The organism is Chryseobacterium sp. SG20098, from assembly GCF_031844745.1.
In the GTDB taxonomy this organism is placed as follows: Bacteria; Bacteroidota; Bacteroidia; order Flavobacteriales; family Weeksellaceae; genus Chryseobacterium; species Chryseobacterium cucumeris.
On the sequence record NZ_CP134622.1, the window covers coordinates 992,492 to 1,013,713 of the forward strand.

General features: G+C 35.5%; 17 protein-coding genes. 2 read left to right on the forward strand and 15 right to left on the reverse strand.

Going from position 1 to position 21,222, the window contains the following annotated elements; all coding sequences use genetic code 11:
- Positions 1-30: 30 nt before the first annotated feature.
- The 5 genes from uvrA to RHP76_RS04525 all read right to left on the reverse strand — a co-directional run bounded on the left by uvrA (position 31) and on the right by RHP76_RS04525 (position 8,042).
- Positions 31-2,862 carry an excinuclease ABC subunit UvrA gene (gene uvrA, locus RHP76_RS04505; RefSeq protein WP_311229583.1) on the reverse strand — a complete coding sequence of 944 codons (2,832 nt, stop codon included), beginning with the start codon at positions 2,860-2,862 and terminating at the stop codon, positions 31-33.
- A gap of 289 nt (positions 2,863-3,151) precedes the next feature.
- A complete protein-coding gene (gene bla / locus RHP76_RS04510) occupies positions 3,152-4,039 on the reverse strand; it encodes a class A beta-lactamase, subclass A2 (protein ID WP_120231347.1) in 888 nt (295 codons plus the stop codon).
- Positions 4,040-4,122: 83 nt separating this feature from the next.
- Positions 4,123-6,006 (reverse strand): type VI secretion system baseplate subunit TssF, encoded by a 1,884-nt coding sequence (locus RHP76_RS04515; protein WP_311229584.1) that lies wholly within the window; start codon positions 6,004-6,006, stop codon positions 4,123-4,125.
- Positions 6,007-6,030: 24 nt separating this feature from the next.
- A complete protein-coding gene (locus RHP76_RS04520; RefSeq protein ID WP_311229585.1) occupies positions 6,031-6,471 on the reverse strand; it encodes a GPW/gp25 family protein in 441 nt (146 codons plus the stop codon).
- A 158-nt stretch (positions 6,472-6,629) separates the two neighbouring features.
- Positions 6,630-8,042, reverse strand: a complete 1,413-nt coding sequence (locus tag RHP76_RS04525; protein ID WP_311229586.1) for an APC family permease — start codon at positions 8,040-8,042, stop codon at positions 6,630-6,632.
- Positions 8,043-8,184: 142 nt separating this feature from the next.
- Between RHP76_RS04525 and RHP76_RS04530 the strand changes: the two genes are divergently transcribed.
- On the forward strand, positions 8,185-8,682 hold the full coding sequence (locus tag RHP76_RS04530) for a DUF4920 domain-containing protein (protein ID WP_062674957.1): 498 nt from the start codon (positions 8,185-8,187) through the stop codon (positions 8,680-8,682).
- A gap of 203 nt (positions 8,683-8,885) precedes the next feature.
- Here the strand turns inward: RHP76_RS04530 and RHP76_RS04535 are convergent, their stop codons facing one another.
- Both RHP76_RS04535 and RHP76_RS04540 read right to left on the reverse strand, forming a co-directional pair.
- On the reverse strand, positions 8,886-9,290 hold the full coding sequence (locus tag RHP76_RS04535; RefSeq protein WP_288441791.1) for a hypothetical protein: 405 nt from the start codon (positions 9,288-9,290) through the stop codon (positions 8,886-8,888).
- Between the two features lie 52 nt (positions 9,291-9,342).
- Positions 9,343-10,452 carry a M14 family zinc carboxypeptidase gene (locus RHP76_RS04540; protein WP_062674961.1) on the reverse strand — a complete coding sequence of 370 codons (1,110 nt, stop codon included), beginning with the start codon at positions 10,450-10,452 and terminating at the stop codon, positions 9,343-9,345.
- A 955-nt stretch (positions 10,453-11,407) separates the two neighbouring features.
- Here RHP76_RS04540 and RHP76_RS04545 point away from each other — a divergent pair.
- Positions 11,408-11,944 carry a helix-turn-helix domain-containing protein gene (locus RHP76_RS04545; RefSeq protein WP_123279846.1) on the forward strand — a complete coding sequence of 179 codons (537 nt, stop codon included), beginning with the start codon at positions 11,408-11,410 and terminating at the stop codon, positions 11,942-11,944.
- Between the two features lie 445 nt (positions 11,945-12,389).
- Here RHP76_RS04545 and RHP76_RS04550 read toward each other — a convergent pair whose 3' ends face one another.
- The 8 genes from RHP76_RS04550 to RHP76_RS04585 form a co-directional block, all read right to left on the reverse strand.
- Positions 12,390-13,556: a proline dehydrogenase family protein gene (locus RHP76_RS04550; RefSeq protein ID WP_062674965.1), complete on the reverse strand. Its 1,167-nt coding sequence runs from the start codon at positions 13,554-13,556 to the stop codon at positions 12,390-12,392.
- 63 nt (positions 13,557-13,619) lie between these two features.
- Positions 13,620-14,549 carry a UbiA family prenyltransferase gene (locus tag RHP76_RS04555; protein ID WP_120231352.1) on the reverse strand — a complete coding sequence of 310 codons (930 nt, stop codon included), beginning with the start codon at positions 14,547-14,549 and terminating at the stop codon, positions 13,620-13,622.
- 10 nt (positions 14,550-14,559) lie between these two features.
- Entirely contained in the window at positions 14,560-15,486 is a 927-nt protein-coding gene (locus RHP76_RS04560; RefSeq protein WP_311229587.1) for a mevalonate kinase family protein, read from the reverse strand.
- A gap of 202 nt (positions 15,487-15,688) precedes the next feature.
- Entirely contained in the window at positions 15,689-17,179 is a 1,491-nt protein-coding gene (locus RHP76_RS04565; RefSeq protein ID WP_062674972.1) for an MFS transporter, read from the reverse strand.
- A gap of 290 nt (positions 17,180-17,469) precedes the next feature.
- Positions 17,470-18,648, reverse strand: a complete 1,179-nt coding sequence (locus tag RHP76_RS04570; RefSeq protein ID WP_062674974.1) for an acetyl-CoA C-acyltransferase — start codon at positions 18,646-18,648, stop codon at positions 17,470-17,472.
- Between the two features lie 57 nt (positions 18,649-18,705).
- Positions 18,706-19,116 (reverse strand): hypothetical protein, encoded by a 411-nt coding sequence (locus RHP76_RS04575; protein ID WP_062674975.1) that lies wholly within the window; start codon positions 19,114-19,116, stop codon positions 18,706-18,708.
- Between the two features lie 2 nt (positions 19,117-19,118).
- Positions 19,119-19,523 carry a hypothetical protein gene (locus RHP76_RS04580; RefSeq protein WP_062674976.1) on the reverse strand — a complete coding sequence of 135 codons (405 nt, stop codon included), beginning with the start codon at positions 19,521-19,523 and terminating at the stop codon, positions 19,119-19,121.
- Between the two features lie 299 nt (positions 19,524-19,822).
- Positions 19,823-21,205, reverse strand: a complete 1,383-nt coding sequence (locus tag RHP76_RS04585) for a nucleoside permease (RefSeq protein WP_311229588.1) — start codon at positions 21,203-21,205, stop codon at positions 19,823-19,825.
- Positions 21,206-21,222 lie beyond the last annotated feature (17 nt).

A 21,222-nucleotide genomic window follows, 5' to 3' on the forward strand; every position in this document is an offset into this window, starting at 1 on the left:
TTAAAAATGCTCTATAAATTTTATGAATACTTACTCCAGTTCCCTCTTCAGGAACTTTCCAGTCAAGCTCTTCTTAGACTTTACAATTTCTTCAGGAGTTCCCTGTGCAACGATCTGTCCGCCATGTTTTCCTCCTTCTGGTCCTACGTCAATAATATGGTCTGCTAATTTGATGACATCCATATTATGTTCGATGATGATGAATGAGTTTCCAAGTTCTACCAATTGGTTGATGGCATCCATCAGGATTTTTACGTCTTCAAAATGAAGTCCTGTAGTTGGTTCATCAAGAATATAAAGGGTATTTCCGGTTTGTCTTTTTGCCAATTCAGTAGCAAGCTTGATACGTTGTGCTTCACCTCCTGAAAGGGTTGTTGACTGCTGTCCAAGGGTAATATACCCTAAACCTACATCCTGTAATGTTTTTACTTTTGCAAAAATCTTAGGAATCGGCTGGAAGAAATCTACCGCTTCATCAATCGTCATATCCAATACGTCAGAGATTGATTTTCCTTTGTAACGAACTTCTAAGGTTTCTCTGTTGAAACGTTTTCCGTTGCAGGTTTCGCAGTGTACGTATACATCCGGAAGGAAATTCATTTCGATCACTTTTAATCCTCCACCCTGACAGGTTTCGCATCTTCCGCCTTTTACGTTGAAAGAGAATCTTCCAGGCTTATACCCACGAATTTTGCTTTCTGGCAGCTCTGCAAAAAGGTTTCTGATATCGGTAAACATTCCGGTGTAGGTTGCAGGATTCGAACGTGGCGTTCTTCCGATTGGTGTCTGGTCTACGTCTACAATTTTATCAATATTTTCTAACCCTTCAATTTTCTTGTATGGTAACGGTTCCTGAACCGCTCTGTAGAAGTGCTTGTTAAGGATCGGATACAATGTTCCGTTAATCAGAGAAGATTTTCCGCTACCTGAAATTCCGGTTACTACAACCAGTTTACCAAGAGGAATATCCAGGGTTACGTTTTTAAGATTGTTCCCTGTAGCGCCTTTTAAAACAATATTTTTACCGCTTCCAGCTCTTCTGTCTGCCGGAATTTCTATTTTTCTTTTTCCATTGATGTATTGAGCAGTGATGGTATCGGCTTTCAATAAATCTTTTGGTTTCCCCTGCCAAAGAATTTCTCCACCGAATTTTCCTGCTCTCGGACCAATATCCAGCACCTCATCAGCTTCAAGAATCATGTCTTTATCATGTTCTACCACCAATACGGAGTTTCCAATATCTCTCAGGTTTTTCAGGGAATGGATGAGTCTTTCATTATCTCTCTGGTGAAGCCCGATACTTGGTTCATCAAGAATATACAGCACATTTACCAACTGAGATCCGATCTGTGTTGCCAGGCGGATTCTCTGCGATTCTCCTCCGGAAAGTGTTTTTGAACTTCTGCTCAAACTTAAATAATCCAATCCTACATCCAGCAAAAACTGAAGTCTGGTTTCAATTTCTTTTAAGATCTCGTGTGCAATGATTTTATTTTTTTCGGAGAATTTATCTTTAACATCAGCTAACCAGTCTTTTAAATCTGCTAAGCTTAATCCATTAACCTCGGCAATGTTCTTTCCATCAATTTTAAAACTTAAGCTTGAAGGCTGAAGGCGGGTACCATGACATTCAGGGCATATTTCTTCTGTAGTAAAATGTCTTTCCAATAAAACAGCTTCATATGAGTCTCTATCATCAATAATCTCCTCCATGAAAGCAATCAGACCATCGAAACCAATTTTTATTTTTTTAGTAATTCCGGCGTATTTCAGGTCTTTATTAAACTCTTTATGACATCCGTTATAGATATAATCCAATGCTTCTTCAGGAATATCCTGCAATGGCGTTGTTAATCCTAATCCAAAGATCTCAAGAATGTTTTTGATCTGTGACAGAATCCATTTGTTGGACTTGATATCTTCCAACGGCAGTAATCCTCCCTGATTGATAGATAGTTTCGGATTGTCTATAAAGTAATCGGTATTGATCTTTTTAATGGTTCCCAAGCCTTTACAATTCGGGCAGCTTCCTTTTGGAGAGTTGAATGAGAAGGTATTGGGTTCCGGCAGCGCCAGAGAATGTCCGGTTTCAGCATCCATCAGGTTTTTGGAAAAATATTCGATATCTGTACTTCCCAATTTCTGAATTCCGATAATTCCTTCTCCCATTTCCATTGCTGTACGCAATGATTTCTCCATTCTTCCTTCTGAAGCATTCTCCCCGATAATCCAACGGTCGATCACAATGTCGATGTCGTGGGTTTTATAACGGTCAAGTTTTAAATCATATTCAATATCCTGCAGTTCACCATCAATTCTTGCCTGCCCGTAACCTTTTTTGGCCATCTGAACAAAGAGCTCATGATAATGTCCTTTTCTGGAACGTACCACTGGCGCCAAAAGCATGATTTTCTCTTTTTTATAATTTTCTTTGATGGTTTCAAGGATCTGATCTTCGGTATAGCTTACCAACTTCTGCCCTGTAGACAAAGAGTACGCATCTGAAACTCTTGCATACAAAAGACGTAGAAAGTCATACAGTTCAGTAACGGTTCCGACAGTAGAACGCGGATTTTTATTGGTTGTTTTCTGCTCGATAGCAATAACCGGAGAAAGTCCTTCAATTTTATCTACATCCGGACGCTCCAATCCACCTAAAAACTGACGAGCATAGGCAGAGAATGTTTCGATATAACGACGCTGGCCTTCCGCAAAAATAGTATCGAAAGCCAATGACGATTTTCCACTTCCGGAAAGGCCGGTAATCACGACCAATTCGTTGCGTGGAATTTTTACATTAATATTTTTCAGGTTGTGTTCACGTGCTCCGTAAACTTCTATATATTCTGTTGATTTGCTCATAATTTGGAGTGACTTTGCCTGAAAATCACAACGTGCAAAAATACGAAATTTTATAGACTTTTTTTGAATATAAATGGGATAAAAGTTTCATAAAAAATTCTTAGGTTTTGTTAAGACACTGAACCCGATGTTATTGAATTTTTCCGGAATGATTTTATATTTTTCAGATCATTATCTTTGGGCTGAAGCCAATGGAAGCTCATTTATTAAAAAACGGGCTAAAGCCCGTTCCTATTGATATGATAAAATATATTGAGATTAAAAAAGGTATAATCATAATTACAAATTTTCATTTGCACGTATAGTATTCCCAGACAGCGTGACTGATATCTGAGATGATTTTTTCCGTATCTGCCATTTCTTCTTTAATATTTTTAAGATAAATGGATAAAATCACATGTTTTCCATTTGGAAGTTTTATAATTCCTACATCATTCATTGCAGCGCGTAGATTATTTTCATTTCTTCCGGAAATTCCTGTTCGGTGGGCCAATTCTGTACCTACAGGCAGTCCCGCTTTCATCCAGGTAAGCCCTCTTGAAGTTTCTACCATCACCTGATACAGGTATTTTGTAGTTTCTTTTTTCAACACTTTTCCTTTATAGAATTTTTCTAAAAGTTCTGTGGTTGCCAAAGGCGTTGTTGTATTCAGATAACATTTTTCAAACGAGGACATTTCCTTCTCATTTACTTTTATGGTAAAATCTTTAATCCCCTGCTTATTAATAAATTTCTGTACTGTCTCCGTTCCGCCAATGATGTTCAATAAAATATCACAACCATTATTATCACTGTGGGAAACGGTATATCTTAATAACTGATCTAAGGTAAGATACATATTCCCCTGAGGATATTCTTCCCGGATCGGACTCCAGGTTTCGGGTAGCAGATCTTCTTTTTTGATGAAAAACTTTTGATCCAGTTTTAATATACCTTCGTCAACCCGGTTTAAAACAGCTAAGGCAATGTGAAATTTGAAAACACTCAACATTGGAGTTTCTTTATTTCCGTTGATGCTCAGTGTATCTTTATCTTCTATTCCTTTTAAAGATATTCCAACAGTTGCATTTTTTGTAGAGATTATCTGATTAATTTTATTTTTCAGATCTTTAATAGTCTGGCTTTTTAAATGAGCACCAAAGAGGAGGAGAAGTATTAAAAGTGATATTTTTTTCATTGAATTCTGATCTTATTCTGAACATTACATTAAAAATGCCGTAGCGGGTACGGCATTTATTTTTTCAACTTATTTTATAAGAACTACATATCCTGAAAATCAACATCTTCATTGGTAATCCTTACGATATATTCGATTCCATCAATGGCTTTGGCAATAATCTGATTTCTTATAATATTGGCCATATTTTCCCAATAGGCTCTTCCGTAGAAAGAATAGTTCTGCGGAATGATTTCTACCTCAACAGTTCTTACAAAACCTTCTTTTGGCTTGTTGCTGATCATCGTTCCTCTTCTTACCCTTACTTCTCTTACTTCATCTTTCAGAATCATACGGCAATAGTTTTTAACGTCTTCCAAAGAAATGATCTTATCTCTGGTTGTCAGGGCATATTTATACGCCTGAATACTATCCGTTCCTTTTTGTTCCTCAGCTCCACCTAATGTTTCGGTAAGCAGTACCACAGTCTGGGATTTCAACTGGTTGGAAAGTTCAGTTCCCGGACGCATATGATTGGCCAGCGTACAGTGTGTTACCCAAAAAGAAGCATAGGTATGATCGGTTTTTTCCACCGGTTCCATGATTACGTAATTCAGCTCCTGTCTGATATTCCTTTTGGCATTATTTACTTTCTGCACCATGGATTTCATTTTGTCAGACATTTCACTTAAGACTCCTTTTACATTATCTCTGTTCAAAAGGGAAAATGCAGCAATTTCATCTCTTGTCAGTTCCAGAACATTGGCAATCATATCTACTGCATTTCGGCTGGTAAAACGCTCCATTCCTCCTTTTCTTACGGTATACAACCCTTTTTTAAGATCATCGGCCGGGGTGAAAGGAATTTCGGTATATCTTCTGCCGTCACCATCCTGTACCTCATCCACATAAAGAAAATGCTCGCCTTCGTCTGTTACCAAAGGAATATTATTTCCCATGATATCAAGGCTGTATTCTGTTTTTTTCCAACCTCTGTTGTAGATAGGAAAAGCATTCAGTACAAATGAGAAATTATCCAGGATTTCTGCTGAAAACTGTGGTGGAAACTCAAACGTAAGCCACAGATAACTTTTATTATCCAGAAATTTAGTAATTTCTTCTTTTCCAGTCAGGAAATCAAGGTTCTGTGGAAGCTGTCCAGGTTCTGAAAACAGACTTTGAGAAATTCCTGTTACTTCAATAAATTTATGGCGGTAGATACTTTTTATATCCTCAATCAATTTATTTCTAATGGATTGCTCTTTGAACATCTGCTCGTAACCATCATTCTGACTTTCTGTAAGATAGCTTAGTCCTTCTCTTACAAACAGAGGGTTACCATTGCTTGAAACCGTGATATATGGCAATAATTTGTATACAAAATCAAGGTGTTCAAAAGCAGGATTGGAGCAGAATATGCTCAGATATTTCGGAAAGTTTTCACTTACATATTTGCTTACATCTACTCCAATTGTAATTTTTCTGTAATCTTCAGGTCTTCCCTGAAATCTTGCAATAGGAATTTTATTGAATCTGTCATCGATGCTGTAGCAGGTATTTCCTACAAACATGATGGAAGTGTGAACTTTATTGATTCTTACATTTCCTACCGGCGTAAAAGGAATGTTCAGCTGCTTGTCTGATTCTGATTTCACCGTGGAAGTCATCTGTTTACGGAAGAAGAATTCCGTGTGTTCCAATAAAATCTCAGAAGACTCGTAAGGTTGTGTAAAAGCTACAGAATGAGCCGGAATAGGATGTGTATAGATGGACGGAGTAAGAAGTTTTGCCAGTTTTTCCAATATACGGGCATTCACCGTCTGTATTTCATTATTCGCTTTGAAAATTTCTGTACTGAATGCATCTATCAACAGTTTCACAAAAGGATCTAAAGACTGTGGACTTCTCAATCCCCATACCTTTGTTGCATTCTGCAGCATTCTTGCTTTTACAGATTCTTTGGAATAAATATTCTGATCTAAATTCATAATTTTCTTTCGCTGTTAAAAATATTAATCAATAGACATCGGGCTTAGAAACAACTCTGTTGAGAAGCTGAAACGTTCTCCTGTTTCCTCCATTTTTGCATTGATGGCAATTCTTACTTTCTTTTTAATTTCGGTGTGTTCTTTAGTATCGTAGCTGTGCTCTACAAACTGTATGTGAGCATCAATCTGCGGGTTGACAATTCTTGGCTCATATTCCTGAATCTGTCTCCTTAAGCTTTTGATAAAAACGCTTTCCCAGATGGCACTTGTAACTCCATTATCGAATTCAAGTTTCCAAACATCATTTCCATAGTTTTCATCGTATCTGTTCTCCCCTTTTTTAGTGGTGATCAGCAGCATAATATTGTGGGCAATACTTTCCCCCATATCGCAGGTATCGATACTTCCGCCTTCGGTCATTAAAGTAGACGGTACGAAAGGCATTCTGTAATTTGGTGTATCCATAACTTATTGTTTTTACTTCATGGTCCTGTTTTTAAAAACGAAATACCAAATTACACATTTTCGGCAAATAATGATGACAATACTTTAAATATTATTCAAAAATAAGGGCCTTCAAATTGAATTGAAAGCCCTTTAATCTGTTACATTTTTATTTTATTTTAAGCATTTGCTTTTTTTCGGTTGATAAAATAGTACACAGGAAGTCCCAGCAATACCAAAACAAAACCAGGCCATGTATATTGCTGCTTATAAATAAGCAACAGGATACAGAAACAAGTTCCGATGACAAGGTAAATAACAGGGGTTACAGGATACAGCCATGTCTTATAAGGTCTTTCCAGTTCCGGCTGTTTCATTCTTAAATAAATAACCCCAAAAACTGTAATCATGTAAAACAGAACGATCACGAAAGAAATCATATCCAATAAATTTCCGTACTGCCCGCTCAGACATAGAATTGATGCCCAGATTCCCTGCATCCATAAGGCATTTTCAGGAACTTCATTTTTATTATTTTTTTCTGCCGATTTAAAGAACATTCCGTCTTTTGCCATCGTCTGGAAAACTCTTGCTCCCGCCAGAATCAATCCGTTATTACATCCAAATGTAGAAATCATAACTAATAAAGCAATGATGATCGTTCCTGCACTTCCGAAAATATTCTGGGATGCCGCTACCGCTACTCTATCATTGGCAGCAAATGCAATTCCATCTCTGTCCAGAGCATTTAAGTAGACATAGTTCACCGCGATGTAAAGGATCATTACAGCAGAAGTACCATAAATCATTGATTTTACTACATTTTTTTTAGGGTTTTCAATTTCTCCGGAAACAAATGTTACACTTTCCCACGCAACGGAACTGAAAACAGATCCTACCATGGCAGCAGCAATTCCTCCTAAAAGAGTCATTCCTCCAATCGGTTCCCAGCCTTCTTTAAGGAAATTTCCGCTCAAATCTTTTTTAAGGTTATTAAAAGAATCTGTTCCCCAGCTGAAGTTTTCTGCTAAATGAGAAATGTCTACCAATATAAAACCGGCGGCAATCAGTCCCAGTAATGCAATAATTTTGGAACCGGTAAAGATATTCTGAAGAATTTTCCCACTTTCTACACCTCTGGTATTGATGTACGTAAGCAACAGAATCACAGCAATTGCCAGAATCTGTATCCAGGTAATTTTAAATTCACCACTCTGGAAAATAGGGGCAGCATCGTTTAATGAAGGAATCAAATACGCTGTAAATTTACCAAAAGCCATTGCTACGGCTGCAATTGTTCCGGTCTGTATTACGGTAAACAATCCCCATCCGTAAAGGAATCCCATTCTTTTACCAAAGATTTCTTTCAGGTAAGTATATTGCCCTCCGGCTTTCGGAAACAGTGCGGACAGTTCTCCATAACTTATGGCTGCGGCTACTGTCATTATTCCTGTGATCACCCACACCACAATGAGCCAATATCCTGATCCCAGGTTTCGCATCATATCAGCACTTACAATAAAGATCCCGCTTCCGATCATAGATCCCATCACAAGCATGATGGCATCCCATAGTTTCAGTTTTTTTTGCATAGTCAAGTATAGGAGTCAAATATAATCAAATCTGTCTTTGATTTTCAATTTTGTTGAAAATTCATCAAAACACCTGTTTTTTGTCATTTTTTATTCCTTTATGATTCAATTTTAATTAGTATTTTTGAAAAAAATATTAAACATGAAATTTAAAGTTTTATTATTTGCTGCCGCTTTTACAGGCTCTTCATTAGCATTTGCTCAATCCGGACCACCAGAAGGGAAAGCTTTGGTAGGTGATACTTATGGAAGCCAGGTAACTTCATCTGCTGTATCCAAAGCGATCAGCGTAGATAAATTGAATAAGCAGCTTAAAAAAGACAACAAAAAAGTTGAGAATGTATCTATTAAAGGAAAAGTAACTGACGTATGTGACAAAAAAGGTTGCTGGCTTACAATCCAGACAGAAGATAATTCTAAGTTTTTTGTAAAAATGAAAGACTATGCTTTCTTCGTACCTACAGCTTTAAAAGGAAAAAATGTAGTATTGGATGGTAATGCAGAAAGAAAAGTAATTTCTGTAAATGAGCAGAAACATTATGCAGAAGATGCTAAACAGCCACAGTCTGAAATTGATGCCATTACTCAACCTAAAGAAGAGATCAGATTTGTGGCGAATGGAATTAAAGTGGTTAAGTAAGTTTAATTATTGAATAAAATTTATAAAATTAGATTTTGGCTAAAACCGGATGAATATTTTTTAACATTCTATAGGATAAAGCCCATTTCTATTGAATATAAATTTTATTTACTAGTCAAATTCTGAAATCAGATATAAAAATACAAATTCGGCAGGCCTAAAGGCCTGCCGAATTTTTTATAAGATGATATTAACTGATCTTATTATTTACTCAGTTTCTTTTCTTTTTCTAACATTACCGGATAAACAGGTAGAAAATCATACGATGGATAAAACTCTGTCTTGAATCCACCCCAAGCTCCGCTTTCAAAAACCTGATTCACTTCTCTTGTGTATTCAGGTTTAAATCTTAAAGTAATAATCTGTCCTATTCCCATCACAACATTCCAGGATACAATACGGGTGTGACTTTTATTGAGCTTCTGATAAAATTTTTGCTTCATCACTCTTGCCTGGATTGAGTCCACAGGATTTTCCTGCATGTGGCGGAGGATTACGGTCACCATTACACTATCATTTGCTTTATAGGGAATGGCAGATTGATTTTGTGCCATCAAAGGCAATCCCATACTTATCAATAAAATTAAGGTCAGAAAATTTTTCATCATAATAATCCTTATTAATTAATTTAGTAACGGAGATTATCTTTATACCATTGTTTTAATCTTCAATTTTAAATTCTACCACAGCATCCAGTTTAGGATATTTAGTTGCAGAAATAAATTTCTTTCCGGTACAGTCTATTTCCAGCCAGCCCTTCTTTTGTTTTACATCACCTGCTTCCATTACAAAAGGAATAAAAGAAATTTCATTCTTTCCTTCTTCTTTGATCTCCCTGTACTGAACGGCAATATCCAAAATACATTCATGCTCTGTATTCAGCTTTACATTTCTGTAAATAACATCATAATGCGTTTCCTGGTTCTCGGGAATTTCAAGGTAAGTTTCCCAGCCTGTAGTATCAGAGTTCAGTTCACTGATTGCTTTTAATGCATAATAAAGAGCAATTGTATAGTATTTTCTTGTTCCTTTCCGGGTATAATCTTCAACAAAGTGCCCGCCTTCAAATAAGATGGTTGGCATTCCTGCTTTGATAAAGTTATCTCCGGTAGAAGTCGGATAAAATTCATCAGAATATCTTCCGATCTGGTTGGGAATCATTTCTTTTAAATGATTGTACACGCTTCCAATGACTGCCATACATTTTTTTCTGTTTTCGGTAACCGTCCGTTCTACATTTTCAGAAGGAGCCAAAAATGAAAGCGTAGCAGGATGAATTCCATCAGTAGTAAAAATGGTTCTCTGCTCATGAAGGTTTAAAGCATAATCGTATTTTTTGGAAGCAGCTGCTTTCTTCAGGAATTTAATCTCTTTACTTGCTTCATTATGAAAATCTCTGTTCAGATCAATATCGGCTGCATTTAATCTGGTCCATCTTTCAGATCCGTCCGGATTCAGCATGAATATAAAATCAAGTTTTATTTTACTGAACAAATCTTCTTTCATTTCGGGAGCTTTATCAAGACTTATCAAAAGGTCAAGCATAGCATGGGTTGCATTGGATTCATTTCCGTGCATTTGTGACCAGGCCAATACCTGAATGTTTCCGGTTCCGATGCTTAACTGATAAATAGGTTTATCTAAATAGGATGTTCCGATTTCCTGAATATAATCACTGAGATTGTCCTGTAGATAAGAAAATAATTTTTCAGGGGAAATATAGCGATTTGAGAAATCGGGGTTTTGTGAATAGATCTGTTCAAAATTCATTGTAGGAATAGTTTACAAGAATCAAATTTAGCCATTTTTAGTCAAAAACTTAAATTAACATTTGTAAATGATAGTAAAATTTACAAATTTACATTTGCCATCTGGTTTTAAAATTGTTTACAAGGTTTAAATTAGACATTTTTTGAGTTATGAATACAGGTTAACAATTGTAACCTTATTAAACAACAGCGAAAGACAAATTGTCTGTGGATAAAATTGTGGATTGCGAATAATTTAATTCAATATATTTAAAATATTAAAAATCAGTCATTTATAAAATCTATCTCAATTGTTTTTATAACATCACTTTAAGTGGTTAAAAGGCTTTAATTCATCATTTAAGAGTTATTTTATTAAACATTTAAATTGTGGATAACCTTGTTGTTTATCGTTGTATACATATGTAAAATCAGTAAACAACCAAACAGATTTCTGAAAATGACTCAAATAACACTTTTTTTAAGAGCTTTAAAATTTGTTGTTTAACAGGACTATTGTTTTTCTTTCAACTTCGCCTAATATAAACTTAAAATAGTATGTTTACATCAGTAATTTACTAATGTAATTATACCAAAAGTACTTTTATATGCTTTACAAAGGGTATTTATCTATAATTCTGTTTCCGGAAATGATTTAAGTAGTTTAATAATGTATATTCTATTTTAAGGATATTTAATAGACAAAATAACTCCATCAATGGATAAAAATTACATTTTTAAACCAGTATTTTGGAAAAATATCAGTCTTTTAATAGATATAAATAACCTGTAGAGCGTTGTAATAATAGATTGGATAATAAGTAAATACATTTGTAATTTATGTATAATTATCTGATTTTAAAATAATTAAAATCATGTTACAAATGTATATAAAAAATTTTACTTTATTTACATTTGTATTTTGCATTTGTAAATTTTATGCGTTACATTTGTAAAATAATTAATAGCTTATTTTTATGAGTTTAAATGAAAGAATTTCCAAAATTATAGAGTATTCTCGTCTTACTCCTTCTGAGTTTGCAGATGAGATTGATGTACAGCGTTCGTCTATTTCTCATATCACATCAGGAAGAAACAAACCGTCTCTTGAATTTATCATAAAAATAAAATCCCGTTTCCCGGAACTTCTTTGGGACTGGCTTGTTACCGGTGAAGGTGAGATGCTGAAATCTCAACTTCCCGAATCAGAAACTAGCGAAGGAAATACTGAAGAGGAAAAAATAAAAACAACTCCACTACCCGACCTTTTCACCATGATGAATGACGATGATGAATTTGGAAGTGATGAAACGGAAGCAGAAGCTCCAGCGTCAAGTCCTGGAGAATCGTTTATACCAGCCCAGGATAAAGCTGCGGAAAAAATATCGGATTCTCAGCGATTAGAAAATTCCGACAATCATATTTTAGGTCAACTATTTGGTAATCAGCAAAGTAAAATAAAACGTATCGTTCTCTTCTACGAAAACGGAAAATTCGAAAGTTTTGAGCCTTAAAAAACCTGATCAAAGAAGATGATCAGGTTAAAAAATATTTGAAGAAGAAAACTAAAGCTATTGCTTTATTTTATTTTAAAATTTTTACAGGATACAGTTGATAGGGTTTTTCTTTTTTATGATCATCTGTTCCTATAATTATAGTTTTTACAATTTGGGCTATTTAAAAGGGTAATAGTATTGGATTATTATATGGTTGACATTCTATTCTAAAACAGAATTATAACAGTAATTGAAATTATTTTTTTTGCATTCGTTTTATGGCTCTATCAAATATAATTATTTAAAATCAAATCAGCAATAAAAATAAAATTATTTTACTATATAATCATAACAACAGACAATTTTTTCGATTATTATTAATTTCTATATTTTCCCAGTCGCTTAATTTCAATAAAAAAGACCCACAAAACTGCAGGCCTAATATATATTGTGGACAATATTATTATTTCTTTCTTCTTTCCAATTCTTTTTTGATCAGTCCAAGCTCTCTTCCTGTTTGTCCGGCTACAGACGTATTTTCCTGGGCTCTTCTCGTCAAATATGGCACAACATCCTTTACAGGTCCGTATGGAAGATATTTAGCCACATTATAGCCTTTATCAGACAAATAGAAGGTAATATTATCACTCATTCCATAAAGCTGTCCGAAATAAACGTGTGGATTACCGTTTTCCAGAGATTTTGCTTTCATTTTATCCATAATCAGCTCAGAAGAGATTTCGTTATGGGTTCCAAAGAACGCTGAAACCTTATCCAGATGATCCATCACGAAGTCAATTCCTGCATTATAATTTTTATCTGAAGCCTCTTTAGTTGGTTGAATCGGATCTGCATACCCTTTTTCTGCTGCTCTGGCTCTTTCTTTTTCCATATAAGCGCCACGTACGATCTTGTAGCCAATGAAGTAATTTTTCTCTCTTGCTCTTTGAAGGTTGGCTTCCATATACTCCAGTCTTCCGGTTCTGTACATCTGGATGGTATTCCAAACGATAGGCTTCTGCTGGTTATATTTCTCCATCATCTCTTCGCAAAGATGGTCTGCTGCATCCTGCATCCAGGTTTCTTCAGCATCCACCATTACTTTTTTATCATGTTCATGGCAAAGACTGCATACTTCATCAAATCTTTTTACCACTCTTTCCCATTCTTCTTTCTGGCTGGTAGTAAGCTCAGCGCCTTTTCCAACAGCTTCATAAAGATCAATTCTTCCGAATGCGGTAGGTTTAAATACAATAAAAGGAATCGCCGGATTTCCTACTGAGAATCTTACAATGTCCTTAATTTCTTTGCAAACCGCATCAAAGGTTTCCTCATCTTCTTTCCCTTCAATGGAATAATCAAAAATACTTCCAACTCCTCTTTTGAACAGCTGCTTCACCACTTTCATACTTTCTTCACGGGTTTCACCACCACAGAACTGTGCAAATAAGGTATTTTTTACAATTCCGGTTACGAAAGGAAAGTTATTGTGTACTGTGAAATTCAGAACAGATGTTCCAAGGCTTGTAAGAGCGGGCTGTTCAATCATTTTAAACATCCAGTAAGCCTTTCTCAATTGTGCATCAGACTTGTCTGCAAATGCAATTTTAGTATCATTAAAAATGGGCATTCCTATTTATTAAATTTAGTTATGCAAAGGTAATAATAACCTCAGTTTATTTAAAGAATTTTTTTACAATTTATGCTCTATTCCATTTAAAAGCATGGCGATGATTCCAATAAAAACCCAGAAACGTAATATATTCAATGTAAATAAGTTACTTCTTCGGGAAGCATTTAACAGGAGATAAATGCATACGATCATAACAAAAAGCCCTCCGGCAAAATAATAGGCCATAAACCCGGTAATACCGGTTTTTGTAATAATCTTCATTGAAACTACCATGGTAATAATGAGTAAGGAAGTCAGAATAATTTTTGTATTTCTGCTTTTAAAATAATTGGGAATGGTAGTGTATCCGAATGTTTTATCCACACTTCTGGTAAGAGTATCTTTCACAATATCAATACAGAGAAGGATAAGAAACAGAAAGACAGCCATCAGGAAAACCTTTTTGGAAAAGGTTTCGTAATACACCATCATTCCAAAGAACGGATACAGGGTGAGACTGACAAAAGTGAGATTGTTCAGTATCAGTATTCTGCTCAGTTTATGACTGTAAAACCACATAAAGAACTGATATACCACAAAAAAGGCAAATACATTATGAGAAATCATCCAGGCTACCCCTAAAGAAATAGCACTGAGAGCCAGGTATGCATAGAGAAAATATTTCTGTTTGATGAACCTCTGTAACCTTGTTCTGAAAGGTTTTACCAAATGATCTTTCTCCAGGTCATAGAATTGATTGATAATACCGCCTGCCAGAATCGTAAGGACGGTACAAAAAATAATACCGTGAACTTTAAAATCAAAGACAAATTTTCTGAAAGATTCATCCTGATTGAACAGGAAAAAAGTAGAAACATAAAGCGCAAACGTCAAAAGAGCGGCTACAAAAAAACGTGCTCCGAGGAGAAAGCCCACGAATTGTGAAAATCTGTAAAATAGAGATTTTGAGAGATAATTTTTAGATTGGAAAGGTTCTTTTTCAGAATTCATTCCAATCTATTTAAAATCTGTAAATCACTTCTTTTTGGAAGCCATCAAGCATTTTTTCTGCTTTTGCATAATCTTTGGTAAATCCTAAGATATAGCCGCCTCCACCGCTACCGCACAGTTTCAGATAATAAGCGTTAGAATCCAGACCTTTTTTCCAGATATTAAAAATACTTTCAGGGATCATAGGACGGAAATGTTCATAAGCCCAGTGAGAAAGCTTTTTAAGATTTCTGAAGAAAGGGTTCATGTCTTTTTTAAGGAAAGATTCGATACATGCGTTGTTATAACGGATAAACTCTTCTTTCAGGGTTTTACGGAAACCTTCTGTTTTCATTTTTTCGAAGAAAATCTGGATCATAGGACCTGTTTCTCCTGTCATTCCGGAATCAATCAGGAAAATGGCTCCCTTTCCTTCTTCACCTTCCGGAATATCTACCCTGTCTAAATTTTCTTTATTTTCGATAAGGATCGGCAGATTCATATAACAGATCAGTGGATCCATTCCTGAACTTTTTCCATGGAAATAGCTTTCCATTTCACCGAAAACAGCTTTTAATTTTTTAAGATTATCTTTTGAAATGTTTTCAGGGTTCAGTTTGCTGGCTGAATATTTTTCAAAAATAGCAGCTACCAAAGCCCCGGAACTTCCCACTCCATATCCCTGAGGAATATTGGAATCAAAGAAAAGTCCGTTTGAAATATCATTTTTGAAGCTCTCAATATCCAACTTAAAATCGTCAGAAAGATCGAGTGCTGTAAGAAATTCAGAATATTTCTGCAGATGTCTGTTGGAATTAAGTTCAAATTCAGAACTCAAATCTGAAAATTTCAAAGTTCCTTTATAGAAGCTGTAGGGTACTACAAGCCCCTGGGAATCTTCAATCATTCCATATTCTCCAAACAGGATTATTTTTGCATAAAATAAAGGGTTGGTCATATTGACAATAAATCTTTTGCAAAGTTAAAAATTATTCCGCTGAATATAAGCAAAATTCAGGCCGAATTGTCTCCTATTTTACTTTCTTCAGTTCTTCTATTAAAAATACGAAAAAAATATGGTAAAAAAATATAATTTCATAGATAAAATTCAAGGAATTACCTTGACAAAAAAAAGACGTTAAAAATAACGTCTTTTAAAATTATAATGTTTCTCTGTCTTTTCTCATTTTAACGTTCAGGAATCGTATTAAAATTAATCCTGCTCCAAAAAATATGGTCATTGATAAGGCTGCAATACGCATATTATTGAAATGTTCAATCAATGTTGCAAAGATAAATGTTCCGATAATGATGGCAATTTTCTCCAAAACATCATAGAAACTGAAATACGTAGTGTTTTCCATCGAGTTTTCAGGAAGTAATTTTGAATAGGTGGATCTGGACATTGCCTGAAGGCCACCCATTACCAACCCTACTACTGCGGCTACTCCATAAAACTGATATTCCACTGTAGGATTTTCTTTGTTCAGGAAATAAGCCCAGAGACAAGCTACAATCCAAAGGATGATCGCAATTGAAATAACATTTCTGTTACCAATTCTCTTTGATAACCGTGAGAAAATAACCGCTCCAATGATTGCTTCAATCTGAATCACCAAAAGAGTTCCGATCAGTTTATCCTGAGCAAGGTTAATTTCACTCTTTCCAAATAATGTAGCCATAAGGAAAATAGTCTGCATTCCTACACTGTAAAAGAAGAAACTCGAAAGGAAGAATTTCAGATTTCGATCTTTGAAAAGCTCTCCGCCTACTTTAAACAGTTCGTGAAAACTTTCTTTTGCAATATCTTTATAGAAGCTCAGGTTATCTTTAAATACCTCAAAGAAACCACCCTGCTCTTCATGTTTTTTGAAGATATTCTTATAGTTCAGGAGTACTAAATCTTTAGGAAGTTTATCTTTCACATCCCCAAATTGAGGAAGATGTTTGAATGTATATTGAGAAAACCCGAACCACCATGCTCCTGTTAAAAGGAAACTGATTCTTGTAAACAGTAGCTGCTGGGCTGCTCCTTTGGCAAAAACCTGAATCAATACCAAACAGATGACTACTAAAACTACCGAGCCGATATATCCGTAAACATACCCTCTTGCAGAAAGCGCGTCCTGTCTGTCCGGTGTTGCAATATCCGGGAGGAAAGAGTTATAAAAAACTAAACTTCCCCAGAAACCGACACTGGCTGTAATGCTGAATAAAAGTCCCAGAAATACATTATGCATTCCCGTAAACATGGCCAATCCCATACAAGATGTTGCACCAAGATAGCAGAAAAACTGCAGGAAAGACTTTTTGTTTCCTATGGTATCCGCTAATGAAGATAAAAATGGAGACAGCAATACTACGATAAAGAATGATATGGTAAGGGAATACCCATACACCGCATCCGGCTGATATTCTTCGCCAAAAATTTTGATCATATGCCTCACCGGAACATCAATCCATGTTTTTGTTTCCGCTACATATTCTTTTTTCTCGTAAGCGGTGGTTAGGATAGAGTAATAAATGGGGAAAATGGTAGAGGTAATCACCAGGGAATAAACAGAATTTGCCCAGTCATATACAGCCCAGGCTTTCATAATTTTCGGATTATTCTTTATGTTTTTAGGCTGTCGATTCTCAGTTTCAGACATTTCAAATATATATTAGTAGCACAAAAATAGAAAAACTACTGAATATTCTACGGTTTTTACTATTATTTTGATAATAATAATTGTAGGGTATTGAAATCATTCAGCAAAGTTTTAATCTTACTGTATACTTTATGGGGTCCGAAACTCCTCCGTCTATATTGAAAAATGATGTATTGATGAGTCTGAATAATGATCGAAAGATAGTATCAGTCTATTTTGTAACGAAAAAATCGGGGTATAGAGACCCCGATTTTTATATCTTAAACACAACATGTGTTTGTATGTCTCAATTATAAGTTTTCAATCACGATAGCAGAAGCACCACCACCACCATTACAGATAGCAGCAGCTCCGTATTTCGCATTATTTTGCTTCAATACATTGATCAATGTAACGATGATTCTTGAACCTGAACTTCCCAGTGGGTGTCCTAATGCTACAGCACCTCCGTTTACGTTTACTTTAGCAGCATCTAATCCTAAGATTTTGTTGTTAGCTAATCCTACTACTGAGAAAGCTTCGTTGAATTCGAAGAAATCGATATCTGAAACTTCTAATCCTGCTTTTTTAAGAGCAATAGGTAGAGCTTTTGCCGGAGCTGTTGTAAAGTTTTCAGGCTCCTGTGCTGCATCAGCATAAGAAACGATTTTTGCTAGAGGCTTCAATCCAAGTTCTTCCATTTTTTCTTTGGAAACAAGGATCAACGCAGAAGCACCATCGTTCAGAGTAGATGCGTTTGCTGCTGTTACAGTTCCTTCTTCTTTTTTGAATACCGTAGGAAGTGTTGAAATTCTATCAAAGTTTACTGCTTTGTATTCTTCATCTTCCGCAAAGATTACTGGCTCTCCTTTTCTCTGAGGAATAGAAACCGGTACAATTTCTTCGTTGAATTTACCTTCGCTCCAAGCTTTTGCGGACCTTTTGTAAGATTCTACAGCGAAGTTATCCTGATCTTCTCTTGTAATATTATAGTCTGTAGCACATTTTTCTGCGCATACTCCCATATGTACTTTGTTGTACACGTCTGTAAGTCCGTCAAGTACCATTCCGTCAAGCATTTTGATATCGCCTAATTTTGTAGCAACTCTTGCATTGTAATAATGAGGAACTAAAGACATGTTTTCCATACCTCCTGCAACAATTACTTCTGCATCACCAGCTTTAATAGCCTGAGCCGCCATTGTTACAGCCTTCATTCCTGAAGCACAAACTTTATTGACTGTAGTAGAAGGTGTATTGATTGAAAGACCTGCTCCTAAAGCAACCTGACGAGCCGGCGCCTGGCCTTCCCCTGCCTGAAGAACATTTCCCATATAGATTTCCTGAACTTGATTAGGATCTAAACCGATTTTATCTAATGCTCCTTTTACAGCAGTTGCTCCCAGTTTTGTAGCCGGAACTGTTGATAAGCTTCCCATAAAACTCCCCATAGGCGTTCTTACTGCGGAAACAATGAATACTTCTTTCATGTATATAATTTTTATTTAGCTGAAACGGAATAAAGATTCCGTTTTTATAGTTAGAATTTATTTTACTTTTACGTATACTATATCAAATTGAGTTCCTTCAATTTTGGTATTCACTTTCAGAATATTATCCTGAGTAGCTACTATTTTATTATTGAAGACATCTCCTATCTGTGCGGGGTCATTTTTATCGGATTTCTCCAATACGATTGCTTTATAATTGCAGTCATCCACAAAAACCAATGTCGATTTGATAAAGTCTTTTCCATTATTGAAATATTCGGTTTGAACATTATCTTTAATGGTCATATACCATATTGCTTCCGGGTAATTGGGCCTTACAAACGTTCCTTCTTTTATATTTGTACATTTAGGCGGATTATCCGGTTTTTTCTGTCCCGTTGCCTGAGCTTGAATCTGTGTAGCTGCTGTCAACAAAATTCCTGCTGAAAAAAGTGTTAAGAAGTTCATGTTTATATTTGTGTTCTGTTGTTAACTTTTTTATTTCCTCCTGCAAAAACCATCAGAAAAGCGCCTAAAAATTCTACAGCCCAACCCCATTTCAGTTTAACAATTCCGGCAAAAGTTTCCTGCCAGGATTTGAATGGTAAAAAACTAAAATATTGCAGCGACTGCATTTTTACAGCAACCAAGGTAAATCCGAATAAAAGAATAAGCAGAATACCAAAAAACCTTACGATTTTGGAACTGTTATTTACAATTCCAAAAACGGCACAAGCAGAAAAAATCCAGCATGCTATAGCCAGATAATGATCAAGCTTCCAATAGTTCCAGTTCCCTATTACAGGCACATGTACCAAGGGTAGAAAACTACCTATAATTACTAACAGTAATCCTAATAACTGAATATTTTTCATATTTACTAAAGTGCCAAAATACAAAAAAAAAACACACTTTTAAAGAGTGTGTTTTAAAAATAGAAATTCCGTACCCGAACACTTGTTAGCTACAAAAAAGATTCAGTATTTTTAACTATTTTACAAATAAAAACAAAATTTATTATCAAATTAAAAATAATCACTTGCAGTTTATATCACGATAGAACTCCATATTTTTCTTCTGCAAAGCTTTATCGCATAAAAGGATATCTGAAAATAAAAAAATTGCATTTTTTTTCAAAAATGCAATTTAATATCTTAATAAATATAAGTTTCAATTAGTGTTTCACTGATGAAACATCTTCCGGGTTATGTTTATGTTTAAACAGTACGGCAAAGAAAACCGCCAGTATTAACGCATAAATTGCAAAAGAAAGCCATATCTGCTGCCAGTCTTTTACCATCACCACACAGGAAAGTGTTCCATCTGAATTGACAGCTGCATTGAAGCTTTTCTTTAAAATGTTCAGGAAAGTAGGATTATCAGCGGTTGTCTGCAGGTAAGCAGAAAGATCTGAAGCCGTAGAAAACTTGTGGGTAAAGAACTTATCAATAGCCCATCCTGCGGCATAACTTCCGAAAACCGCTCCAAAACCGTTGGTCATCATCATAAATAATCCCTGAGCCGAAGAACGTATCTTTTTATCAGTAGTTGTTTCCACGAAAAGGGATCCTGAGATATTAAAGAAATCGAAAGCCATTCCGTACACAATACATGAAAGAATGATTAATGAAAGTCCAAATCCGTCCGGAACACCATAAGCAAAGAATCCGAATCTTAACACCCAGGCCAGCATAGACATCAGCATTACTTTTTTAATTCCAAATTTCTTCAGGAAGAAAGGAATTGCCAAAATAAACAGTGTTTCTGAAACCTGAGAAATTGACATGATAATGGTAGATCTCTGTACTACGAATGAGTCTGCATATTTAGGGAAATTAGCAAATTCACTTAAAAATACGTCACCATAGGCATTGGTAAGCTGAAGAGCAGCTCCCAAAAGCATTGAAAACATAAAGAATAATGCCATTTTGTAGTTTCCAAAAAGCTTAAATGCATTTAAGCCTAATTGCTCGGATAACGGCGAATTTTTGTCAATCAGTTTTTGAGGTGGACATTTTGGAAGTGTAAGGGCATAAATTCCTAAGAAAATGGCTACAACACCTCCGATATAAAACTGACCTTCTGTTGCTTTATTTCCACTAAGGTTGGTGATCCACATGGCAACAATAAAACCAATAGTTCCCCACACACGAATCGGTGGAAAGTCTTTCACTACATCCAGATTGTTATTTTTCAGGATTGTATAAGAAATTGAATTGGCCAATGCGATGGTAGGCATGTAGAAACACATGGCCACAAGCATTACCGAAAAGAAGGAATTCGGATCTGCAGAATGAGGCAGTATAAAAAGAATAACCCCATAAAGAATGTGTAATACTGAAAATATACGCTCCGCATTTACCCAGCGGTCAGCGATAATTCCAGTAATGGTTGGCATAAAGATAGAAGCAATTCCCATTGTTCCGAACACAGCTCCAAACTGAGTTCCATCCCAATGTTTTGTGCCAAACCAGAAGTTTGCCATCGTAATCAGCCACGCTCCCCAAACGAAAAATTGGAGAAAACTGAGGATGGTCAGTCGTAATTTTAAATTCATAGTTTATATAAAAAGTA

Coding starts and splice junctions, on each gene's coding strand:
- RHP76_RS04580 (WP_062674976.1), bottom strand. CDS start 19,523: ATGAAAAATATTCAGTTATTAGGATTACTGTTAGTAATTATAGGTAGT.
- RHP76_RS04535 (WP_288441791.1), bottom strand. CDS start 9,290: ATGATGAAAAATTTTCTGACCTTAATTTTATTGATAAGTATGGGATTG.
- RHP76_RS04560 (WP_311229587.1), bottom strand. CDS start 15,486: ATGACCAACCCTTTATTTTATGCAAAAATAATCCTGTTTGGAGAATAT.
- uvrA (WP_311229583.1), bottom strand. CDS start 2,862: ATGAGCAAATCAACAGAATATATAGAAGTTTACGGAGCACGTGAACAC.
- bla (WP_120231347.1), bottom strand. CDS start 4,039: ATGAAAAAAATATCACTTTTAATACTTCTCCTCCTCTTTGGTGCTCAT.
- RHP76_RS04585 (WP_311229588.1), bottom strand. CDS start 21,205: ATGAATTTAAAATTACGACTGACCATCCTCAGTTTTCTCCAATTTTTC.
- RHP76_RS04525 (WP_311229586.1), bottom strand. CDS start 8,042: ATGCAAAAAAAACTGAAACTATGGGATGCCATCATGCTTGTGATGGGA.
- RHP76_RS04565 (WP_062674972.1), bottom strand. CDS start 17,179: ATGTCTGAAACTGAGAATCGACAGCCTAAAAACATAAAGAATAATCCG.
- RHP76_RS04540 (WP_062674961.1), bottom strand. CDS start 10,452: ATGAATTTTGAACAGATCTATTCACAAAACCCCGATTTCTCAAATCGC.
- RHP76_RS04575 (WP_062674975.1), bottom strand. CDS start 19,116: ATGAACTTCTTAACACTTTTTTCAGCAGGAATTTTGTTGACAGCAGCT.
- RHP76_RS04555 (WP_120231352.1), bottom strand. CDS start 14,549: ATGAATTCTGAAAAAGAACCTTTCCAATCTAAAAATTATCTCTCAAAA.
- RHP76_RS04545 (WP_123279846.1), top strand. CDS start 11,408: ATGAGTTTAAATGAAAGAATTTCCAAAATTATAGAGTATTCTCGTCTT.
- RHP76_RS04570 (WP_062674974.1), bottom strand. CDS start 18,648: ATGAAAGAAGTATTCATTGTTTCCGCAGTAAGAACGCCTATGGGGAGT.
- RHP76_RS04515 (WP_311229584.1), bottom strand. CDS start 6,006: ATGAATTTAGATCAGAATATTTATTCCAAAGAATCTGTAAAAGCAAGA.
- RHP76_RS04520 (WP_311229585.1), bottom strand. CDS start 6,471: ATGGATACACCAAATTACAGAATGCCTTTCGTACCGTCTACTTTAATG.
- RHP76_RS04530 (WP_062674957.1), top strand. CDS start 8,185: ATGAAATTTAAAGTTTTATTATTTGCTGCCGCTTTTACAGGCTCTTCA.
- RHP76_RS04550 (WP_062674965.1), bottom strand. CDS start 13,556: ATGCCCATTTTTAATGATACTAAAATTGCATTTGCAGACAAGTCTGAT.